The organism is Aureimonas sp. N4, assembly GCF_001463925.1.
GTDB classification, from domain to species: domain Bacteria; phylum Pseudomonadota; class Alphaproteobacteria; order Rhizobiales; family Rhizobiaceae; genus Aureimonas; species Aureimonas ureilytica_A.
The window spans coordinates 25,543-46,313 of sequence record NZ_BBWS01000036.1; the positions used below are offsets into that span (position 1 = coordinate 25,543).

The 20,771-nt window shown below is 66.2% G+C and carries 10 protein-coding genes; 9 read left to right on the forward strand and 1 reads right to left on the reverse strand.

Annotation, left to right across the window (positions count from 1 at the left end):
• The first annotated feature begins 281 nt into the window (after positions 1-281).
• The 9 genes from AUL28_RS10820 to AUL28_RS10860 all read left to right on the forward strand — a co-directional run bounded on the left by AUL28_RS10820 (position 282) and on the right by AUL28_RS10860 (position 18,986).
• A complete protein-coding gene (locus AUL28_RS10820; protein ID WP_192843436.1) occupies positions 282-2,624 on the forward strand; it encodes a bifunctional diguanylate cyclase/phosphodiesterase in 2,343 nt (780 codons plus the stop codon).
• A gap of 812 nt (positions 2,625-3,436) precedes the next feature.
• Positions 3,437-6,556 (forward strand): flagellin N-terminal helical domain-containing protein, encoded by a 3,120-nt coding sequence (locus AUL28_RS23275; protein WP_062232347.1) that lies wholly within the window; start codon positions 3,437-3,439, stop codon positions 6,554-6,556.
• Positions 6,557-6,794: 238 nt separating this feature from the next.
• Positions 6,795-7,871 carry a helix-turn-helix domain-containing protein gene (locus AUL28_RS10830; RefSeq protein ID WP_082640392.1) on the forward strand — a complete coding sequence of 359 codons (1,077 nt, stop codon included), beginning with the start codon at positions 6,795-6,797 and terminating at the stop codon, positions 7,869-7,871.
• Positions 7,868-8,857 (forward strand): hypothetical protein, encoded by a 990-nt coding sequence (locus AUL28_RS10835; protein ID WP_062232354.1) that lies wholly within the window; start codon positions 7,868-7,870, stop codon positions 8,855-8,857. The genes AUL28_RS10830 and AUL28_RS10835 overlap by 4 nt, the downstream gene beginning before the upstream one ends.
• 257 nt (positions 8,858-9,114) lie before the next feature.
• On the forward strand, positions 9,115-11,217 hold the full coding sequence (locus tag AUL28_RS10840) for a methyl-accepting chemotaxis protein (RefSeq protein ID WP_082640393.1): 2,103 nt from the start codon (positions 9,115-9,117) through the stop codon (positions 11,215-11,217).
• A gap of 469 nt (positions 11,218-11,686) precedes the next feature.
• Positions 11,687-14,365 (forward strand): MGH1-like glycoside hydrolase domain-containing protein, encoded by a 2,679-nt coding sequence (locus AUL28_RS10845; RefSeq protein WP_244493486.1) that lies wholly within the window; start codon positions 11,687-11,689, stop codon positions 14,363-14,365.
• A gap of 116 nt (positions 14,366-14,481) precedes the next feature.
• Complete coding sequence (locus AUL28_RS10850) at positions 14,482-15,873, forward strand: ethanolamine ammonia-lyase subunit EutB (RefSeq protein ID WP_062232359.1); 1,392 nt, start codon at positions 14,482-14,484, stop codon at positions 15,871-15,873.
• Positions 15,874-15,880: 7 nt separating this feature from the next.
• On the forward strand, positions 15,881-16,699 hold the full coding sequence (gene eutC / locus AUL28_RS10855; RefSeq protein ID WP_062232361.1) for an ethanolamine ammonia-lyase subunit EutC: 819 nt from the start codon (positions 15,881-15,883) through the stop codon (positions 16,697-16,699).
• Positions 16,700-17,012: 313 nt separating this feature from the next.
• Entirely contained in the window at positions 17,013-18,986 is a 1,974-nt protein-coding gene (locus AUL28_RS10860) for a methyl-accepting chemotaxis protein (RefSeq protein ID WP_062232363.1), read from the forward strand.
• A gap of 10 nt (positions 18,987-18,996) precedes the next feature.
• Here AUL28_RS10860 and AUL28_RS10865 read toward each other — a convergent pair whose 3' ends face one another.
• Positions 18,997-20,709 (reverse strand): ABC transporter permease subunit, encoded by a 1,713-nt coding sequence (locus AUL28_RS10865; RefSeq protein WP_062232447.1) that lies wholly within the window; start codon positions 20,707-20,709, stop codon positions 18,997-18,999.
• Between the last annotated feature and the right edge of the window lie 62 nt (positions 20,710-20,771).

Here is a 20,771-nt window from a genome sequence, read left to right on the forward strand (position 1 = left end):
CCTGCGGGCGGACGATCGCAGGGCCTGCGTTCTCCCGAAACAAGTCGCCTTGCGACATGCGACAAAACACAGCGCCGACTGTCCCCCGATGGTTTGCTCAATGCAGCAAACTTTAAGCTCTGCGTTACGTCTCACCCAATATATCGTCGGCAAACTGTTCGCAGGCGGCAAAACCGCCGACGACTCGAGATTCCAAACTCAACCCGGAATGTTCAAGAGCTGATCGCAGCATGATGACCGTCATCGGATGTATATACTATCAGCATAACCTTTGGTTGGTGTTGATAGCTGCTGTCATCTGCGGCTCCGGCTCCTGGGCCATGGTGCGTCTGTTCCTGCGCGCGGCCACGGCGCGATCGATGGAGAAGGTCGCCTGGATCATGCTGGCCGCCTTCGTGACCGGCGCGTCCATCTGGTGCACGCATTTCGTCGCGATGCTCGGCTACGAGCCCAGGCTGCCGATCAGCTTCGACCCGGTTCTCACCATCGTGTCCCTTCTGATCGCCATGGCGGGCTCGGCCCTCGGCTTCCTCGCAGCGACGGGGCGGGGCGGGGCCGCGCCGGCCTTCGGCGGGGCGATCGTCGGCCTGTCGATCGTCTTGATGCACTATATCGGGATGCTCGCCTACCGGGTTCAGGGGATCGTGACCTGGGACCGATCCTTCATGATCGCTTCGATTATCCTGGCCTGCGTCCTGGCAGCTGCGGCGCTCGATACGGCGCGCCGGCTGGAGCGCGAGAGCATGGGGTCGCATGGGGCGACCGCCCTGTTCTTCCTCTCCATCATCAGCCTGCATTTCACCGGGATGACAGCGTTCCAGGTGACGCCCATGCTGGTGGACGGTTCCTTCTCCGATCCCGACGCCATGCGCGCGCTGGCCGTTTCGGTCGCCAGCGTCGGTCTCATCATCGTCTGTTCCGGCTTTGCCTGCAGCTTCATCGACACCAAGGCGCGCGCCACGGCCGCCGATGCGCTCGCCAATATGTCGAACGGGCTCGCCATGCTCTCGCCCGGCGGCGTCCTGACGCTGGTCAACGAGCGCGTCGGCCAGCTCTTCGGCCTGACCCCAGGAGCGCTCAAGACCGGCATGTCGCTGCGCGACTTCCTCTCCACGATCGGAGAGCGCAGCGGCTGGGACGAGGAGCGCCTCGCACGCGTCATCGAGAACCATCATGCCTGGATGCGCAAGGACACGGTGACGCGCCTCGAACAGAATCTGGCGAGCGGCGTCGTGCTTAGCATCGTTTGCCAACCCGTGCCGCGCGGCGGGGCGATCCTGACCTACGAAGACGTGACGCAGATGCGCAACGGGCAGAAGACCATCGCCCATATGGCCTTCCACGACGCGCTGACCGGCCTCAAGAACCGGCGCATGTTTGCCGAAAGCGTCGTGGACTTCTTGGAGCGTGGGGAGGTCACCATGCTTTCGATCGACCTCGATCGTTTCAAGAAGGTGAACGATCTGCTGGGCCATACGGTCGGAGACGAGCTCCTGCACAAGCTGTCGGCCCGGCTGGAATCCTGCCTGCGGCCCGACGAACTGGCCTTCCGGCTGGGCGGGGACGAACTCGCCGTGCTCCTCAGGGCACCATCGGAGCGGATCGCGGCGCTGGCGCAGGACATTATCATCCAGGCGGCGCTTCCCTTCGACATCGCGGGCCATGCCGTCACGGTCGGCTGCACGATCGGCATCGCGACGGCCGCGCCGGGCGACGATGCGATGGTCCTCCAGCAGAAGGCCGATCTCGCGCTCTACTCCGCCAAGACGGCGGGCCGCAACCGCTTCGAAGTCTATCAGGACGGAATGCGCGAGCAGGAGGTCGACAAGCGGGCGCTGGAACAGGACCTGTCGCTCGCCGTCTCGCTCGGTCAGTTCGAGCTCTGGTATCAGCCGCTCTACAGCCTGCCCGGCCGGATGCTGTGCGGCTTCGAGTCCTTGATCCGCTGGCGTCATCCCGTGCGAGGGCTGGTGCCGCCCGTCGACTTCATTCCGCTCGCCGAGCGCTCCGGGCTGATCGCGGAGATCGGCGCCTGGGTGATCGAGGAGGCGTGCCGGCAGGCCGCGCTCTGGCCGGCCCCGCTTTATGTCTCGGTCAATGTCTCGGCGTTGCAACTGCGCTCCGCCACGCTTCCCGCCGAGTTCGCGCAGGCGCTGGCGCGCCACCGCCTGTCGCCCTCGCGCATCGAGATCGAGATCACCGAAACCGCCATGGTGGAGCATAGCGACCAGATCGCCATGACGCTCACCAGCCTTCGCGCGCTCGGTCTGCGCATCGCCATGGACGATTTCGGCACCGGCTATTCCTCGCTCGCCCATTTGCGCGAGTTCAAGATCGACCGCCTCAAGATTGACCGCAGCTTCGTCGCCGCGTCCGGCGAGGATGCCGGGGAGGATGTGGGTTCCGCGGCCATCGTGCGCGCCGTTCTGTCCATGGCGCGAGAGCTCGGCATCGACACGACGGCCGAGGGCATCGAGGACGAAACGCAGCTCCAGCGCCTGACCGAGCTTGGCTGCGGCACCGCGCAGGGCTATCTCCTCGGCCGGCCCCTGGACGAGCGCGCCGTCGAGGCGCTCCTGCGCGAGCATGTCGAGGCGACAGCGCCCCTGCCGATCGCCGTCTGACCCGCCGCCATATGACCTGCCGACGAACGCGCCTTTCGTCAGGCGTTCTCTTGCGCGGCGCTCATGGCGCGCGGGCCGAGGCCGCTTTCACAGACCAGGCTTCGCGATCTGAATTGCCCGCACGACCCGAGGCGAAGCCTGTCCGCCGGCATGGGACGGGCTGATAGCGACGCCGCCGCGAGGCACCGGCTACCGGCCCAGCAGCCCATCGCGGCGCCGCGCAGGTAGCGCCTCTTCTGTGATCGCCGGATCGTCTTTCGCGTCCAGGCCATTCCCCCTCGCCAGAACACGGAGCCGGACGCTGCGACGTCCTGTGCGCTGATCCGCTTCCAAGGCCCCGCCCAAACGGGGAGCCGGGCCGGGACAGCACAGGCCACTGCGGCTTTGCCCCTCGCATCGCCCAAAGCGGCGACCCCGCCCCCCAGAATCCCGCAGGATCCCGGCCGGCGCGCCGCCGGTCTCTCAGTCGGCCCGCCCTTGCGCCCTGTTCCCGGCGCATGGGCGCGGCGCGAAGCGCGCGTCCCTCTCTCCCTCTTGTCCCGTCGTTTGCCGCCGCCCCGAGGCCGGAGCAGCCGTTTGCGCGAAAATCAAATCTTAACAAGGGGTTAAAGTTTCTGTCCCGTGAGACGGCGTGCGAGTTTTCTGAGACGCCATGAGTGTAAATATAAAATTAAAGTCAAGTATAAAATTAGGATTTGAGCAAGTTTTTGAAGTGAATATGGCGTCAGAAGCAGATGAAACCCGAGCAACAGCATGATGCTGCCAAGTATTGCTTCATGTCCTTTCCCTGTTCGGAACTTTAGGACATTCTCATGACCAGCGTGAATACCAACATTGCCGCAATGACCGCTCTGCGTAACCTGCAGGCGACGCAGTCCCTGCTGGAGGGAACGCAGAACCGCATCTCGACCGGCTTCAAGATCAACGACGCCAAGGACAACGCCGCCTACTGGTCGATCGCCACGACGCTGCGCTCGGACAACAAGTCGCTCTCGACCGTGAAGGACGCGCTGGGCCTCGGCTCCGCGACCGTGGACACGGCCTATCAGGGTCTCAATAAGGCCAAGGACGTTCTCGACGAGATCAAGTCCAAGCTGACCGCCGCGAGTCAGGACGGTGTGGATCGCTCCAAGATCCAGGCCGAAATCGCCGAGCTGCAGAAGCAGCTGAAGTCGATCGCGGCGTCCTCGACCTTTTCGGGCGAGAACTGGCTGTCGGTCGACTCGGCATCCCCGAGCTACAACGCCAACAAGAGCGTCGTCGCCTCGATGTCGCGCGACCAGAAGGGCGCTGTCACCATCGGCACGATCGATGTAGACACCAGCGCGGTGAAGCTGTTCGACGCGAATGCCAACGCGGACGGTATCGCCGACAGCAGGTTGAGCCTGACGACGGCGACCGGCGCGGCGCTCAATGTCGGCGGTTTCGTTTCAGCAGCCCCTCCGTCGATCGCCGGCCTCGGCTTCACCGGCACCGCGACGGGTTCGGCCGGCACGACGGCCGCAGGCGCCGTAGCGACGCTCGGAACGCTGAATATGGCTGCCGTGACCAAGGGCGACGTGATCACCTTCAGCCTGACGGTTGATGGCACGAATAATACGGTGCGTCTCAAGACCTCCGATCTCGCCGCCGACGGCAGCGATTTCGTCTCCAAGCTTCAGCTTGCCGTCACGTCAGCGGTTGGTGCCGGCAAGGTCACGGTCAGTGCACCGTCGAATGTCGTCACTCTGACGGCCGGCAGCGTCGGTACGGCCTCCCAGATCACGGTCGGGGCTGTGACCACGGTCAACGGCGACGGCGCCGTCACCGACACGGCCGGCATTCTGACGGCTGGCGCGCTTCCTGCTCCCGCCTTCGGTTCGTCCTTCGGTGCTGTGGCGAAGATGAACACGACAGCCTACACCGCCCCAACCGCAGCGGGTGGTGCCATCGCCTCCACTGCGATCGGCACGGTCACCTCCGTCGGCTCCGACGGAACGATGACCTTCGACATCACGTATAACGGCGTGACGAAGACCGGCATCACGACGGGTACAATCACCAAGGATGCGTCGGCCGCTACTCAGGCTGGCAACATGAAACTCGCCATGCAGACGGCGATCGACACCGCCTTCGCCAACACGGTCTCAACCCAGAACGGCCGGGTGTATACGGCGGGCGATATCACGGTCGGCGGCACCGGCGCTAACCTGACGATCACGACGGCCAACAAGGGTTCGGCCGAAACGGTGAAGATCGGCAACCTGTCCGGCACCGGCGGCTTCGCTGCCGCGAGCAATGCGGTTGCGGGCCTGGCCGTGGCGGGCGTGACGGCGACGGGTACGGGGCAGGGCGCAGGTATCGTCGCGGGCGACACCTACTCCTTCAATGTCCAGTACGGCTCGACGGTCAAACAGATCTCGCACACGTTCGCGGCGTCCGACTTCGTCGTCAGCGGTGGCGTCGCCGGTATCGCATCGGGCTGGACGACCAAGGGGCAGCCGACGGCCGCCGAATGGGCCACCTTCCTGCAGACGAAGATCGACACGGCTTTCACCGGGACAGGCTTCAACGGCAATGATGCCAGTGGCAACCCGATCGGCACCGTTTATAGCGCCTCCAACCATGACATTACCGTCACGCAGACCGGCGGTATGTTCGAACTCTCGACCCGTAACAAGGGCGCCAATATGGCGGTCGGCATCAGCAGCGTGTCCGGCTCGATCTATGGCGTGACGACCGGAGCGGGCAGCCGGCTGGGTCTCGATGCGAATTCGACATCGTACTACTACGATGCGACCAACACGAAGACGTTGGGCTCCGGCACTGTGGGCTACGGCAAGGACTCGCAGCCGCTGCTCGACATCGGCACGTTCTCCGACACCAACCTGCTGGCGAACGACACGATCTCTTTGTCGGTCAATCTCGGCGGCACGCAGAAGACGATCTCCATCTCGACCGCCGGAATGCTGGCGGCCGGAAACACGAATGCCAACGCGGCGACGTTCCAGACGAAGGTCCAGAACGCTCTCGATAGCGCCTTCGGCACGGGCCCCAACAACACCAAGCTGGTGACGTTCCTCGCGCAGGACTCCAACAACTCCAACCACATGACGATCAAGGCCACGGCGGCCGGCTCCACCAGCTACATCGCCGTGTCGAACGTCACCGCGCAGGATGGAGACAATGTCACGTCCTCCACCGCCGGCCTGACCGCCGGAGCAACGAATACCGGTCTGACGGCCAACGGGACGAATGTCGCGGCCGCGAGCACGGCAGTCCTCGCCAGCACCGGCGCCTTCACGGGGCCGCTGACCTTCGGCGTCAACGACTCCATCACGCTGAACCTCTCGGTCGATGGCAACGCCAAGTCCGTGACGATCGCGCAAAGCGATGTGAAGGCGGCGCTGTCGGGTGCGGCGACCATCAACACGGCGACCGATTACGCCGCCGTGCTGAACGCAGCCTTTACGGCAGGCAATGTCGGCGTCACCGTGACGGCTCCGTCAAACGTCCTCACCTTCACCCGTGCGGGCGGCGCGGGCGCGGGCTCCGTTCAGGTGACGAGCGTCACACCCAGCGGCGGTGCGAGCACCATGTCGGTCGATAAGATCGATGTCTCGGACGCAACGCTCTCGACCTTGAACGTCACCAGCGCCAACCGCAAGGACGTGCTGTCGGCCTATATCTCGCTCGTCAACACGGCGATCAACAAGGTCAGCTCTGCCGCCTCATCGCTGGGCTCGGTCGCCTCGCGCATTCAGATGCAGCAGTCCTTCGTGAACACGCTGATGGACACGATCGACAAGGGCGTCTCCAACCTGGTGGACGCCGATCTGTCGGAAGAGTCCACCAAGCTCCAGGCTCTGCAGACCAAGTCCCAGCTCGGTATGCAGGCGCTCTCGATCGCCAACCAGTCGGCCCAGAGCATTCTGGCGCTCTTCCGCGGCTAAGCGGTTGAACATCTGAGACCGGGTCGCCGCGGCGTCACGCTGCGGCGGCCCTTTTCGTGATGCGAGTGGGTGATCGAAGCCGCGCCGTTCGGTTCAAACCCGTAACGAGAAGATATGCGCAGTTTTTGTCAACGGACCACCATTGTGCCGTGTGACCCTGCGACTTAAGCCTAGTTAACAGATGATTGTCGTAAGTAAGGCTGAGTAGAAGCGTTCTTCGGCAGTATTACGCAACGTAATGTCACTGGTGAATGTGGTGGGTCCATTGATCGATTGCGTCGAAATGCACCATAATGGAGCGCAACAGGATCGGGATTCGGCAAGGCTTTGGGATGAATGGCGCACACATGTTTCGCCTTTCTTCGATCTGGCGGAGCGGGACGAAACCGATCTGTCCCAACCTGTCGCGATGAAGACCTTCCATCTCGGCGCGTTGCTGGTGGGAAATGTCGTGGCGCCGGCACAGGATCTGGTACGTGAGGCGCGCAAATCCGCCCGGCAGGGCGTCGACCACTTGCTCATCCAGTTCTACACCAAAGGCCGCAGCCGCATCGAAACGCGTCAAGAGCGGCTTGCCACAGGCGGCGGCGCGGTGATCTACGATCTGTCGCAGCCCGTCACGGTGCGATCCGATCAGGCGGTGGACGCGGTGAACATCCTCTTGCCGCGCGTGCTGCTTTCCAGCGAGCCCCTGCGTGTCGAGGCCCTGCATGGCCAAGTGGCGGATTTCCGCGCGGATGCGGCCGGGCAGATCGCCTTCACCACAATCCAGGGTATTATGAGCTGCGCCGATCGCCTGACGCCGCAACACCTGCCGGCGCTGACGGCGGCGGCCGCGCGACTTTGCTCCGGCTTCCTGAGCGGCGCGCAGGCGCAGGGCGAGGAGGTGGAGTGGCGCGCGCGGCTCGAAATCCGCCATTTCATCCGCAGCCATCTGCACAACCCCGACCTAGGCGTCGAGCTTCTGCAACGCCGCTTCGGCCTGTCGCGCGCCGCGCTCTACCGGGAATTCGCGGGGGAGGGCGGGGTGCAGACCTTCATCCGTGAGCGGCGTCTGGCCGCCGCGCTCCGCCTGCTGACGCGTCCGAGCGCCCGAGGGGGCCGCCCGCGCGTGTCGAGCGTCGCCTATGCCACGGGCTTCATCGAAGACAAGAGCTTCAGCCGCGCGTTCAAAACCAAGTTCGGCTTTCTGCCGAGCGAGGTCCGCGCGGGCGAAATGCCTGCGATGGCGGGCGACGACAAGGCGGGACGGCTTCTGGCCTGGCTGCGCGATCTCACCGGCGAGCCGGCGCCGGAGGCGAGACTGGCCGGATGAAGAAGTTTCATCATGACGACCTGACAGCAACTGACGCCTCGCAGGGTCCGTGCGAACCGGCCGATCGCGATCGCGCGGCTTTGGCCTCGACCTCCGACACCACTGACGACGAAACGATCCCGCTTCGCTCGGCCGAGGAGGTGTTGCACCATCCCTTGTTTCCGGAGGTGCGCGCGGCTCTCAACCGTGGAACGCTCGACCTCTACACGACGCAGAACTTTCCCGGCGGTTTCGCGGTGGATGCCTGGAGGGTCATTCTGCTCGGGCAGATCATGGGACTGGACGGCGACGATATCGAAGGGGGAACCGCCGCGACACCGACCGAACTGAAGCAGCGCATGGCCACGTACGGTCTCTACAGCGCCCGCCAGATCGACGCCTATCTCAGTCGTCTCATTCAGACAGGCCATCTGGAGGTCGTGGTTCATCCGCGCGATAGACGCGTGCGGCTTCTGCGTCCCTTGCCGCCGCTCGTGTATTGGCACTGGTGCTTCGTGAAGCTGTATTGCGACGCGTGTCATGCGCTCTTTCCCGAAGAGAATTTCGACCTGATCCTTCGTCGCGAGGACAAGTTCCTCCCTTTCGTGGCCCGTGTCGGCGCGGGCAAGATCGCCATGGCGACGGCTATGGAACTCTTGATGCGCGACCCTGACCTTGCGGCCTTCTTCGGTCGCGGCGGCGCCACGCTCGTGCTGCATGCGGCGATGCATGAGACCTCGGCCGATCCCACGCGCCCTTTGCGCGAATCCGACCTGGTCTCCTACGCCGAGATGTTCGGCCGCTCGCGCTCGCATATGCGCAATCTCATCGCCCTCGCCATCGAGAGGGGCTTTTTCGAAGAGGTCGGCCGTCGTCCGCAGACGCTGCGCGTCACGCCCCGGCTCATCGAAACGCTCAGTCGTTACCTCGCCGATACGATCCGATCGAGCGAGCGAACCTATCGCCGCGCCGAGCGGGCCTACGGTGAAAGCTCAGCGCCTCGATAAGTCATGTATAGCTTACGAATTATCTTGGCGGACAAGAAACGATACACGTCTCGATCGATCACGTTTCTGTGAGAAAAAGTTTATTTACTCTCGAAGGATGGTCGGGAACTGCGGCGACAAGCCCCACTTGCCGTGTGACGCACCGGAATGGCCGCTGGGACAAACCTAAAATTCACGACGCGAGGCTGTTTGTTCGTTAATCTTAAACTGATCGATGATGAAATGTTCGAAAGGTTGCCGTAGGGGAGCATCGGAACATGCGACTGTCGATCAGATTGAAACTCACAGTCGCGTTCGCGGGAATTCTGGGGGTCATGGGCGCGTCGGGCTATTATGCCGTTCGCAGCCTGCAATCGACCAACGAGAACATGAAGTCCTTCGTCGCCCGTCCCTTCACGCAGACCAAGCGGGTCAGCGATGCGGCGCGTGGGATGCAGGATCTCGGGCGCACCATCAATCGGATGCTCGCCTCCACCAACGACGCGGAAATGGCCAAGCTTCGCGAGGATATCGAGGCGGGCGTCGTGCGCGAGCTTCAGGTCATGGCGCAGTATCGCGCGGACCTCGCCCCCGATATGACCGAAGCCCTCGCCACCGTGGACAAGATCGTCGCCGCTATCGAAGTGTGGCACGGCATGGCCGTCAAGACGATGGACCTCGTCCAGCAGAACACGACCACGCGCGCCAACGAGCTTTACTCGCACGACGCCGTTCCACTGATCGACGAAATGACCGACGACTTCACCAAGGTGCGTGAAGCGTTGGGCGCGTCCGGCGTTTCGGGGCCGCTGCGAGACACCGCCTCAACTGTGCGGCTCGCCCTGCCGCAGATGATGTATCGACTGATGGCGGCAACAGCCGAGTCGGATCAAGCGCGGTCGATGGAATTGCTCAAGGTCTTCGAGCAACGCAAGTCGGTTCTCGATCAAGGCATGACGGCTTATCGGGATGTCGCGGCCGGCACGTCCATGGCCGAGGCGGTGAACGAGCAGTTCGAGGACTGGACGCGCCTCAAGCCGATCGTCGATAAGATTGCGACGCTCGGCACCACGAACGCGGCTGAGACGGCCAACAAAAACTATTCCGCTGAAGGGCGGCCCTATCTTCTCGATCTGATCCGGCAACTCGACGAGCTGATCGCGGCCGAAACGCGTGTGGCGGAAGGGCTGGCGGGCAGCACCCAGGCCGAATACGAATCCACGCGCGACCGGATGATGATCCTCGTCGTGCTGGCGGTTCTGGCGGGCGCGTTCGCGGCCTTCTGGCTGGCGCGCTCCATCGCGCGAGGTCTCGATCTCGCCCAGCACCACGCCCGCCGGATCGGCGAGGGCGATATTTCCCAGCCCATTCTGGTGGCGCGCAACGACGAGATCGGCGATCTCCTCACCACGCTCTCCCAGATGCAGTCCAAGCTGAACGACACGATCGCCTCGATCCGCGATTCCTCCGCGCAGGTCGCCTCGGGTTCCTCGCAATCGGCCGCGACGGCCGAGCAGCTCTCCTCGGGCGCGACGGAGCAGGCTGCGGCGTCCGAGCAGGCGTCCGCCGCGATCGAACAGATGGCGGCCAATGTCCGGCAGAATTCCGAGAACGCCAACACGACCGAGAAGATCGCCGCCCAAGCCTCCGCCAACGCGCAGAAGAGCGGCAAGGCGGTCGGGGCCTCCGTCGAGGCCATGCGCACGATCGCCGAGAAGATCGCGGTGATCCAGGAAATCGCGCGCCAGACCGATCTTCTGGCGCTGAACGCGGCGATCGAGGCGGCGCGCGCCGGGCATCATGGCAAGGGCTTCGCGGTGGTCGCCTCCGAGGTGCGCAAGCTCGCCGAGCGCTCTCAGGTCGCCGCGCAGGAAATCGGCGAATTGTCGGCCGAGACCTTGCTGACCTCAGAAGAAGCGGGCCGGATGCTGGACGCGCTCGTTCCCGACATCGAGCGCACGGCGGAACTGATCACCGAGATTTCGGCGGCCTGCCGCGAACAGTCCATCGGTGTCGAGCAGATCAATCAGGCGATCCAGCAGCTCGATCAGGTCACGCAGTCCAACGCCGGCGCGGCCAACGAGATGGCGGCGACCGCCAGCCAGCTTTCGGCCGAGGCGATGCGGTTGGACGAGAACGCGCGCTTCTTCAAACTACAGGGCCGCGCGGGCGCCGCCCCGGTGCCCAAGCAGGCGCGCGAGGCGACGATTGCCGAGTTGCGCTCCAAGGTGAAGGATTTCGGCGACACCTACAGCCAGCGCCCGGCCTCCGCCGCGCCGGCCCGCGCCTCCGCGCCAAACCCGGCGCCCGCTCCCGCGCGCCCGGCAGCGAGTGGCCTCGACCTCGATCTCGACGGCGGTTTCGAACGCCTGAGCGCCTGATCGGGCGTCGGAACGATCTGACATAGGGCGCGGTGGGCTCGCAGTTCGGCGGGCCCCTTTCGCATGGGCGAAGCGCTAGGGCGCGAACGGCTGCGCATGGTGCAGCGGAAGCGTGCCGGGAGCCTTCGCCGGGCCAGCCCCCCGCTCGCCTCATTCTTTTGGCAGCGCCGATGCCTCCTCTCGCATAGACACGGCTTCGCTCTGCGGGAGGGCGCGAAAATCCGGCGTGTCGTCCGTGGCCGGACGTCTTCGACGCGCGAAAGGGGGATGGCCGCGAAGAACTTGGCTGTCTCACCTTGCCCTTCGGCGCTGCGAAGACAGATCGTCGCATGGTCCGCTTTGCACGCGCCGAGAGATCGGCTGTAAGGGCGGGCGCTCGGTTCGACGCTGCCCAGGAGCCTTTCGTGATCTCGCCTCGTCTTGTCGCCCTGCCGCGCCGGCTGTCTGACGCCTCATGGGCCAAGCGCCCATGAGCGCCGAAATCTTCGACACCGAAGAGGGCCGGCGGCTGCGCGAGGCCGAAAGCGCCGGCTGGCGGCGCTGGGGACCGTATCTCAGCGAGCGGCAATGGGGCACGGTGCGCGAGGATTACAGCGCAGACGGCGATGCCTGGGCCTCCTTTCCGCACGACCACGCCCGCTCGCGCGCCTATCGCTGGGGCGAGGACGGGATCGGCGGTTTCTGCGACGCGCACCAGCACTGGTGCCTGTCGCTCGGGCTCTGGAACGGGGCCGACCCGATCCTGAAAGAACGCATGTTCGGCCTCACCAATGCGGAAGGGAACCATGGCGAGGACGTGAAGGAGGTCTGGTGGTATCTCGACGCCACGCCGACGCACTCTTTCCAGCGGATGGTCTATCGCTACCCGCAGCGCGCTTTTCCCTATGCCGAGCTTCTGGCCGAGAACGCGCGGCGGCGCGGCACGCCTGCGCCGGAATACGAGTTGGCCGATACCGGCATTCTAGCCGAGCGGCGCTATTTCGATGTCGAGATCGCCTATGCCAAGGCGGGACCGGACGATATCCTGATGCGCGTCGCCGTGCACAATCGCGGGCCGGAAGAAGCCGCGCTCCATGTCCTGCCGCAGCTCGTCGCGCGCAATATCTGGAGCTGGGGCGACGGCGTGGAGAAGCCGCGCCTCGCCCAATGGCAAGCAGGGCAGGGCGTGCGGGCCGAGCATCCGGGCTTCGCGCCGCGCCGCTTCGCCAGCCTCCAGCCGGCGCGGGTTCTCTTGTGCGAAAACGAGACCAACCATCGCCGCCTCTATGGCGAGGGGCCGGACGGCGCGTTCAAGGACGCAATCGGCGAGCATGTGCTGGGCGGCGGCGCGTCGACCCTGCCCGAGGCCGGCACCAAATGCGCACTCTGGTCGGAGCATCGCATCGGCCCCGGCGAGGCGCTGACCTTGCGCTATCGCTGGTCGGCGGACGGCGCGGCCGAGATGGACGAGGCGGCGTTCGACGCGCTCTTCGCGCAGCGTCTCAGCGAAGCCGACGTCTTCTACGCCGCCCTTCAGAAGGACGTGCCGGACGCGGATGCGCGCCTCGTGCAGCGCCAGGCGCTCGGCAGTCTTCTCTGGTCGAAGCAGGTCTATCATTACGACGTCAAACGCTGGCTGGACGGCGACCCCGGCGCGCCCCCGCCGCCGCGCGAGCGCCTGTCGGGCCGCAACGCGGACTGGACGCATCTTTCCAACGCCGACATCATCCTGATGCCGGACAAGTGGGAATATCCTTGGTACGCCTCCTGGGACCTCGCCTTCCATGCCATGTCGGTGGCGATGATCGACCCCGCCTTCGCCAAGAGCCAGCTCCTGCTTCTGACGCGCGAATGGTACATGCATCCGAGCGGCCAGCTGCCGGCCTATGAATGGTCGTTCGGGGACGCGAACCCGCCGATCCAGGCCTTCGCGGCGCTGCGCGTCTATCGCATGGACGAGGCGCTGACGGGCCGGGCCGACCGCGACTTCCTGGAGCGCGTCTTCCACAAGCTGATGATCAACTTCACCTGGTGGGTGAACCGCAAGGACGCGACCGACCGCAACCTCTTCCAGGGCGGATTTCTCGGGCTCGACAATATCGGCGTGTTCGACCGTTCCGCGCCGGTGCCGGGCGGGGCGAAGATCGAGCAGTCGGATGGCACGGCCTGGATGGCCATGTATGCGCTCAATCTCATGCGCATGGCGCTGGAGCTCGCGCGCGAAAACAAGGTCTACGAGGATGTCGCCAGCAAGTTCTTCGAGCATTTCCTCGCCATCGCCTCGGCCATGACGCATGTCGGCGGCAGCGAGGCCGAGAAGGGCGGGCGCGGTCTCTGGGACGAGGAGGACGGTTTCTTCTACGACGCGCTGGTTCTGCCCGACGGCGGCGAGACCACGCTGCGCGTGCGCTCGCTGGTCGGGCTCATTCCGCTTTGCGCGGTGGAGGTTCTGGACGCCGGGACCGCCGAACTCTTCCCGGCCTTCGCCGAACGCCTGCGCTGGATGCTGCACCATCGCCCTGATCTGACGGGGCAGGTCTCGCGCTATGGCGAGACCGGCCAGGACGCTCGCCTGCTCCTCTCGCTCCTGCGCCGCCAGCGCATGACGGCGCTTCTGAAGCGCATGTTGAATGAGGGCGAGTTCCTGTCGCCGCATGGGCTGCGCTCGCTCTCCAAGGCCCATGATGCCGACCCGTTCGAGTTCGACTGGGCCGGCCAGCGCTACGAGGTGCGCTACGAGCCGGGCACGTCGGACGCCGGCATTTTCGGCGGCAATTCCAACTGGCGCGGCCCGGTCTGGATGCCGCTGAACTTCATGCTGGTGGAAGCGCTGCTGGAGTTCGAGCGCTTCTACGGCGAGGATTTCGCGGTGGAATGCCCGACCGGCTCGGGCCGGATGACCGGCTTGCGGGATGTCGCTGACGACATCTCCCGCCGCCTCTGCGCCCTGTTCCTGAAGGACGCCTCCGGCACCCGGCCCGCCATGGCGGGCGATGGCGCACGAGACGAGGCGGACGACGACCGGATCAGCTTCAACGAGTTCTTCCACGGCGAGACGGGCCAGGGGCTCGGCGCGTCGCACCAGACCGGCTGGACCGCGCTCGTCGCCCTCCTGCTCCAACCCCGCCACACCGTGCGCGGACAGGCGCTGCCGGTTTCGAAGCCCTGAGAAAAGCTTGGCATTCCCGGCTCGGGCGGACTGGCGCTCGCCGCCCGGAATCGTAAACTAGCTCCCGCGTCGCAATAAAACCGGCGCGGCGAGATTCTGTTCGAAAGGAGCGTCCGATGGCCTATCATTTCGATCGCGGCGGCCGACGCCATATCTTCGCGGACCTCAAGACCCTGCTCGCCAAGGCGACGCCGGAGCGCTCGGGCGATACGCTGGCCGGCGTTGCGGCTGTCGACATGGAAGAGCGCGCGGCGGCCCAACTCACGCTGGCCGATGTTCCCCTGAAGACCTTTCTTCAGGAGGTCGTCGTTCCCTATGAGAGCGACGAGATCACCCGGCTGATCATCGACACGCACGATCTCGCCGCCTTCGCGCCCGTCTCGCACATGACGGTCGGCGAGTTCCGAAACTGGCTCCTGTCGGACGCGGCGGACGAGGCCGCGCTGACGAAGCTCGCCCCCGGCCTGACGCCCGAAATGGTGGCCGCCGTCTCGAAGATCTGCCGCAATCAGGACCTGATCCTGATCGCCCGCAAGTGCCGGGTGGTCACGAAATTCCGCAACACGATCGGCCTGCCCGGCCGACTTTCGACGCGCCTTCAGCCCAACCACCCGACCGACGATGCCGCCGGCATCGCGGCGTCCATCCTCGACGGGCTGATGTACGGCTCGGGCGATGCGACCATCGGCATCAACCCGGCCACCGACAGCGTGTCGGCGGTCACCACCCTGGTGCAGATGCTGGACGAGATCATCCAGCGCTATCGCATTCCGACGCAAAGCTGCGTGCTGACCCATGTCACGACCTCGATCGAACTGATCGACCGGGGCGTGCCGGTCGATCTCGTGTTCCAGTCGATCGCCGGTACGGAAGCCGCCAACCGCTCCTTCGGCATCGGGCTCTCGACCCTGCGCGAGGGCTATGCGGCCGCCGCCAGCCTGAGGCGCGGCACGATCGGCGACAACGCCATGTATTTCGAAACCGGGCAGGGCTCGTGCCTGTCGGCCGGCGCGCATCACGGCGTGGACCAGCAGACGCTGGAAGCGCGGGCCTATGGCGTGGCGCGCGTTTTCCGTCCGCTTCTGGTCAACACCGTGGTCGGCTTCATCGGGCCGGAATATCTCTATGACGGGCGGCAGATCATCCGCGCCGGGCTGGAAGACCATTTCTGCGGCAAGCTGCTCGGCCTGCCGATGGGCTGCGACATCTGCTACACCAACCATGCCGAAGCCGACCAGAACGACATGGACACGCTGCTGACACTCCTGGGCGTCGCCGGCATCAGCTTCATCATGGGCATTCCGGGCTCGGACGACATCATGCTGAACTATCAGACGACCTCGTTCCACGATGCGCTCTATGCGCGAAAGGCGCTGGGCCTCGAAGCCGCGCCGGAGTTTCAGGCCTGGCTGGAAGAGGCCGGCATCGTGGAGCGCGGCGCGCCCTTCCGGCTCGGCGCCGATCTGCCGCCCGCCTTTGCGCGGGCGCTGAGCGTCGCGAAGGGTTGAGGTTTCCATGTCGTCCGACGATCAGCCCGCCACCCCCGTCGTTTCCAACCCCTGGGCCGAGCTGCGCCGTCACACGGCGGCGCGCATCGCGCTCGGTCGCGCGGGCACGAGCCTGCCGACCGCGCCGCATCTCGAATTCCAGTTCGCCCATGCCAAGGCGCGCAACGCCGTGCAGCGCGAGCTGGACGCGGAGGCGCTGGCGCGCGCCATCGCTGGCCTCGGCCAGAAGACGCTGCCGCTCGCCAGCCGCGCGGGCGACCGCGTGACCTATCTTCAGCGCCCCGATGCCGGGCGCAGCCTCGACGACGCCTCGCGCGAGATGCTGCTCGCCCATGCGAGAGCGGCCGAGCCGGTGGATGTCGCGCTGGTGGTAGGCGATGGGCTGTCGGCCCATGCGATCGAGGAAAACGCCGTGAGCCTTCTGGCCGAGCTTCTGCCTCTGCTCGCCCGCCATGGCCTGACCGTCGCGCCCGTTGCGATCGTGCGTCAGGCGCGCGTGGCGGTGGGCGACGAGATCGGCCATCTCCTTGGCGCGCGCATGGTGGTGGTGCTGATCGGCGAGCGGCCGGGCCTGTCCTCGCCCGACAGTATGGGCCTTTACCTGACGCTCGACCCCAGGCCGGGCCTCACCGACGAATCCCGCAACTGCATCTCGAACGTGCGGGCTGAGGGCATCCAGCCGCCGCGCGCGGCACAGAAGCTCGTCTATCTCATGCAGGAGGCCTTCCGCCGCAATCTTTCGGGCGTTCTCCTGAAGGACGAGGAAGACGCCCCCGCCAGCCTCGCCGCGCCCAGCGGCCGGAATTTTCTGACGGCGGGGGATTAGAAGCCGGCAAGGAACGGCGCACGGTCGGCCCGCCGACTCGTTCCGCCGATCGGCGTCGTTGCTGCTTGCGCTGGCATCGGCTCCGCTCACAGAACGGGCATGGCGCCTCATGGCGCCTGTCTCCGGTTCGCAGGCTTCCCGGTTGCCGCGTGCAGATCGCGCCCTGCGACCAGCCGCCGCAACGGCCCGTCGGGCTAGGGTAGGCAATTGTTAACAATGTTCGTCATCGAACTGCGTCAACTTAGACGAGTTTAACGCCCGGCTGCGATGCTCCTTTCATCCGATTTCTCAGATCGCTGGAAGGAGTTCCCCCATGCGATGGTCCGTGACCGCGAAGCTCCTGATCGCTGCCGGCATCAGCATTGCGCTGACCGTCGGCGCGACGATGACCTATCTCGCCCTGATCTCGAAAGAGCAGACCCAGGCGATGGTCGCCGCCTCCATTCGTTCGGAGGCGCGGGCCGTGGCCGGGTTGGTGACGGCACCCATCATGGAACTGGCCGGTGCGGCCCGGTCCATGGCCGGGGCGATCGGAGAGAGGCATGCGTTGGGCGACCGGGATCGCAAGGGGGTCATTCAAAGCCTCAAGCCCAATCTCATGGACAATCCGCTCACGGTTGGAAGTTGGTTCGGGGAAGACGCCAGCCGGCCCTTCGATGGGCAGAATCTCGCCAATGTGCCGGAGCTCGCCGGCGACTCTCAAGGCCACTTCAATCCGACCTGGACGCGCGCGCCGGACGGCACGATTGCCTTCGGATCCTTCGAGAATTCGTACCAAGAGGCGTTCTGGACCCTCACGGCCAAGAGCCGCAAGGGCGCGATGACTCCGCCCTATCTTGATACGTCGACGGCTGTGCATCAGTCCATGGTCAGCGTCACCTTCCCGGTCGTGTCGAACGGAACGTTCCTGGGCGTGTCGGGCATCGATATCGGCCTCGGCAGGATTTTGGAGTCGCTGGCAAGCCTGCGGCCCTTCGGCGGCCGGGTCACGCTCCTGTCGGGCGAGGGCAAGTGGATCGCCCACCCCGATGCGGCCCACCTGAACCAACCCTATACCAGCGCGGTCGGCAGAAAGGCCTTGGAAGACGCCCTTGCGACGGGGCAGCCGCAGCAGGCGTCCGGCACCTTCACGACGCTGAGCGAGCCCGCCGAGCGCATCTTCCTGCCCTTCGATCTGCCGGGTCTCGATGCTCGCTGGATCGCGGTGGTGGATGTGCCCGCGACGGTGATTTCGGGCCCCGCGCGCGAACAGGCCAAGATGATGCTGCTCGGAGGCGGCGCTATTCTGGTGGCGACGCTGGCGCTTCTGGCTGTCATCGTCGATCGCGTTGTGCGCCGTCCGATCGCGCGCTCGGTGGAACTGGCTGAAGCCATCGGGGCGGGCGACGTGACGCAGCGCGCCGAGGTGCGCTCGCGCGACGAAGTGGGCGTGCTGCTTCAAAGCATGAATCAGACGGGCGAGCGTCTGACCTCCATTGTCGGCGGCGTTCTGAACTCCGCCCGGCAGGTCTCGTCCAATGCGGCGTTGACCTCCGAGGCCGCCGAGCGTCTGTCTTCGGGCGCGACCGAACAGGCTGCCGCGTCAGAGCAGGCCTCCGCCGCAGTGGAGGAAATGAGTGCCAATATCCGCCAGAACGCCGGAAACGCCGCCGAAACCAATGCCATCGCCCGCGCGGCCAGCGCCAGCACGGAACGCACGGCCGAAGCCGTATCCCGCTCCGTCGAGACCATGCGCACCATCGCGGACAAGATTCGCGTGGTGCAGGACATCGCCCGCCAGACCGACCTTCTGGCGCTGAACGCCGCGATCGAGGCCGCGCGCGCCGGCTCGGCCGGCAAGGGTTTCGCGGTGGTGGCTTCCGAAGTGCGCAAGCTCGCCGAGCGCTCGCGGGTGGCCGCCGAGGAGATCGCCGGCTTGTCGGACGAGACGCTGAACGTCGCCGACGAGGCGGGCCGGATGCTGGATCGGCTCGTGCCCGACATCAAGCGCACCTCCGATCTGGTGGCCGAGATCGCCGCCGCCTGTCAGGAACAGTCGGTCGGCATCACGCAGATCAGCCAGGCCATCGTGCAGCTCGATCAGGTGACACAGGCCAATGCCGGCGCGGCCGGCGAGATGGCGGCGACGGCGGAGCAATTGTCGGACGAGGGTCGGGTGCTGAACGAGCGGGTCGGCTTCTTCAAGCTCTCGGAGGCGCCGCGCGGGGCCGAGGATCCCGAGCCGGCCTCCGCCGTCGCCTCGGATGGCGTTGAGTTCCAGACGGCCCCGCTGCGCAAGGCCGCCTGATCGGGTTCTGTCAGCGGCGTCTGACGCGCCGCCGCCAGCTGAGATTGGCGGCGGACACGGCGAAGACGGCGAGCAGCACCAGCGCGCTCGCCGGCACCAGAACCGCGAAGGGCGCGCGTTCGAGATAGGGCATCCCTTCGGCCAGAACGAGGCCCCATTCGGGCGCGGGCGGGCGGGCGCCGAGGCCCAGAAACCCGAGCGCGGCGAGTGCCAGCGCGATGCCGGGCAGGCGCAGCATGGCATGGCGCAGCGCCGGGCCGGCCACCGCCGGCAGGACATAGCGCAGCGTCAGGCGCAGCGGGCCGACGCCGAGCAGCGGGGCCATGCGCACATGCGGCTGGGCGCGCGACTGCCGCGACAGGGCGGCGACATGGGCCGCGAGCGGCGCCCAGGCGACCGCGAGCACGGCCAGCATCGCGCCGCTGGAGCTTGCACCCAGGATCGCGGCAACGAAAAGGCCGGAAATGACCGGCGGCGTCGCCTTGGTGATCTCGATCGGCCCGGCCATGAGGCGCGGGAAGCTGCCCGCCACCAGCGCGATCAGGAAGGCCAGAAGCGTGGTGACGAAGGCAAGGCCGATCGTCGTCGCCGCGCCGTGCGAGACGCGCGCCAGAAGATCGCGGCCCGTCCCGTCCGCGCCGAGCGGCAGGGCGAGACTGGGCGCTTCCAAGCGCAGATAGGCCGAGGTGAAGGGATCGCGCCCGAGCCCGGCCAGCACCAGCACCACCAGAAGCGACAGGGCGAGCCCCGGCACGACGAACCCGCCGCGTGGGGTCTCCGGCTCCTGCGCCACCGGAAGCGAGCCGCTGCGGATCGCAGGCCGCAGAAGCCATGCGCCGGCGAGCGTCGCCAGACTGCCGATCATGATCGCGAGGGTGAGAAGGATCAGGAGGCCCATACGCAGCGTCGGCAGATCCTGCGCCGAGGCCGCGCCGAGCGTCGCGCGCCCGAGGCCCGGAATGGAGAAGACCTTTTCGACGGCGACCGCCCCGCCTGTCAGTGCGATCAGCACCATGCCAACCTGCGGCAGAAGGCCAGGCAGCGTGCGCGCGATCACCGCCCCCGCGATGCGCGCGTTCGAGAAGCCCGCGACGCTCCAGGTCGTGACCCAGCGCTCGCTGAACGTCGTGGCGAGCCCATCGGCAAACAGGCGGCCGAGCAGGCCGCCGGCGGGCAGACCGAGGGCGAGCGCGGGCAGAACCGCGTGGGTCCAGCTCGTCCAGCCATAGGGCGGAAAGGCGCGCAGCCACACCGAAAACACCACGAGGAGCACGGTGGCGAGCACGAATTCCGGCAGCGCCGTCAGCGCGGCGGGCACGGCGCCCGAGCCGCGACGCGCCTCTCCCCGCAACCCCGCGCGCAGGACCGGCGCGCAGATCAGGCCGATCACCGGCAGAACCACGAGGAGCGCGGCGGCCATGAGTGTCAGCGACACGCCCGTCGCCTGCACCATGCCCGGCAGGACCGGCGCGCCCGATACCCACGAAACACCTGCATCCCCCTTCAAGAGACCGTCGGCCCAGACGAGAAGCGAGGTCCATGGCCCGTCCCCAAGCCCCAGCTGCGCGCGGATGGCGTTCAGTGCTTCAGTGGTCGCCTCCTGCTCGCCGGAGCGCGCGCGCAGAATGCTGAGCGCGGGATCGCGGCCCGAAAGCCAGGGCAGGAGGCCCGCCAGAACCAGAACCGCCAGCAGCGTGACCAGCCGCGACAGCGCCGGCAGCAAGAGTGCGAGGCGCGCGACGGCGCTCCCGCCCCTTGCGCTGCTCTTCGCAGGGACGCGCGATG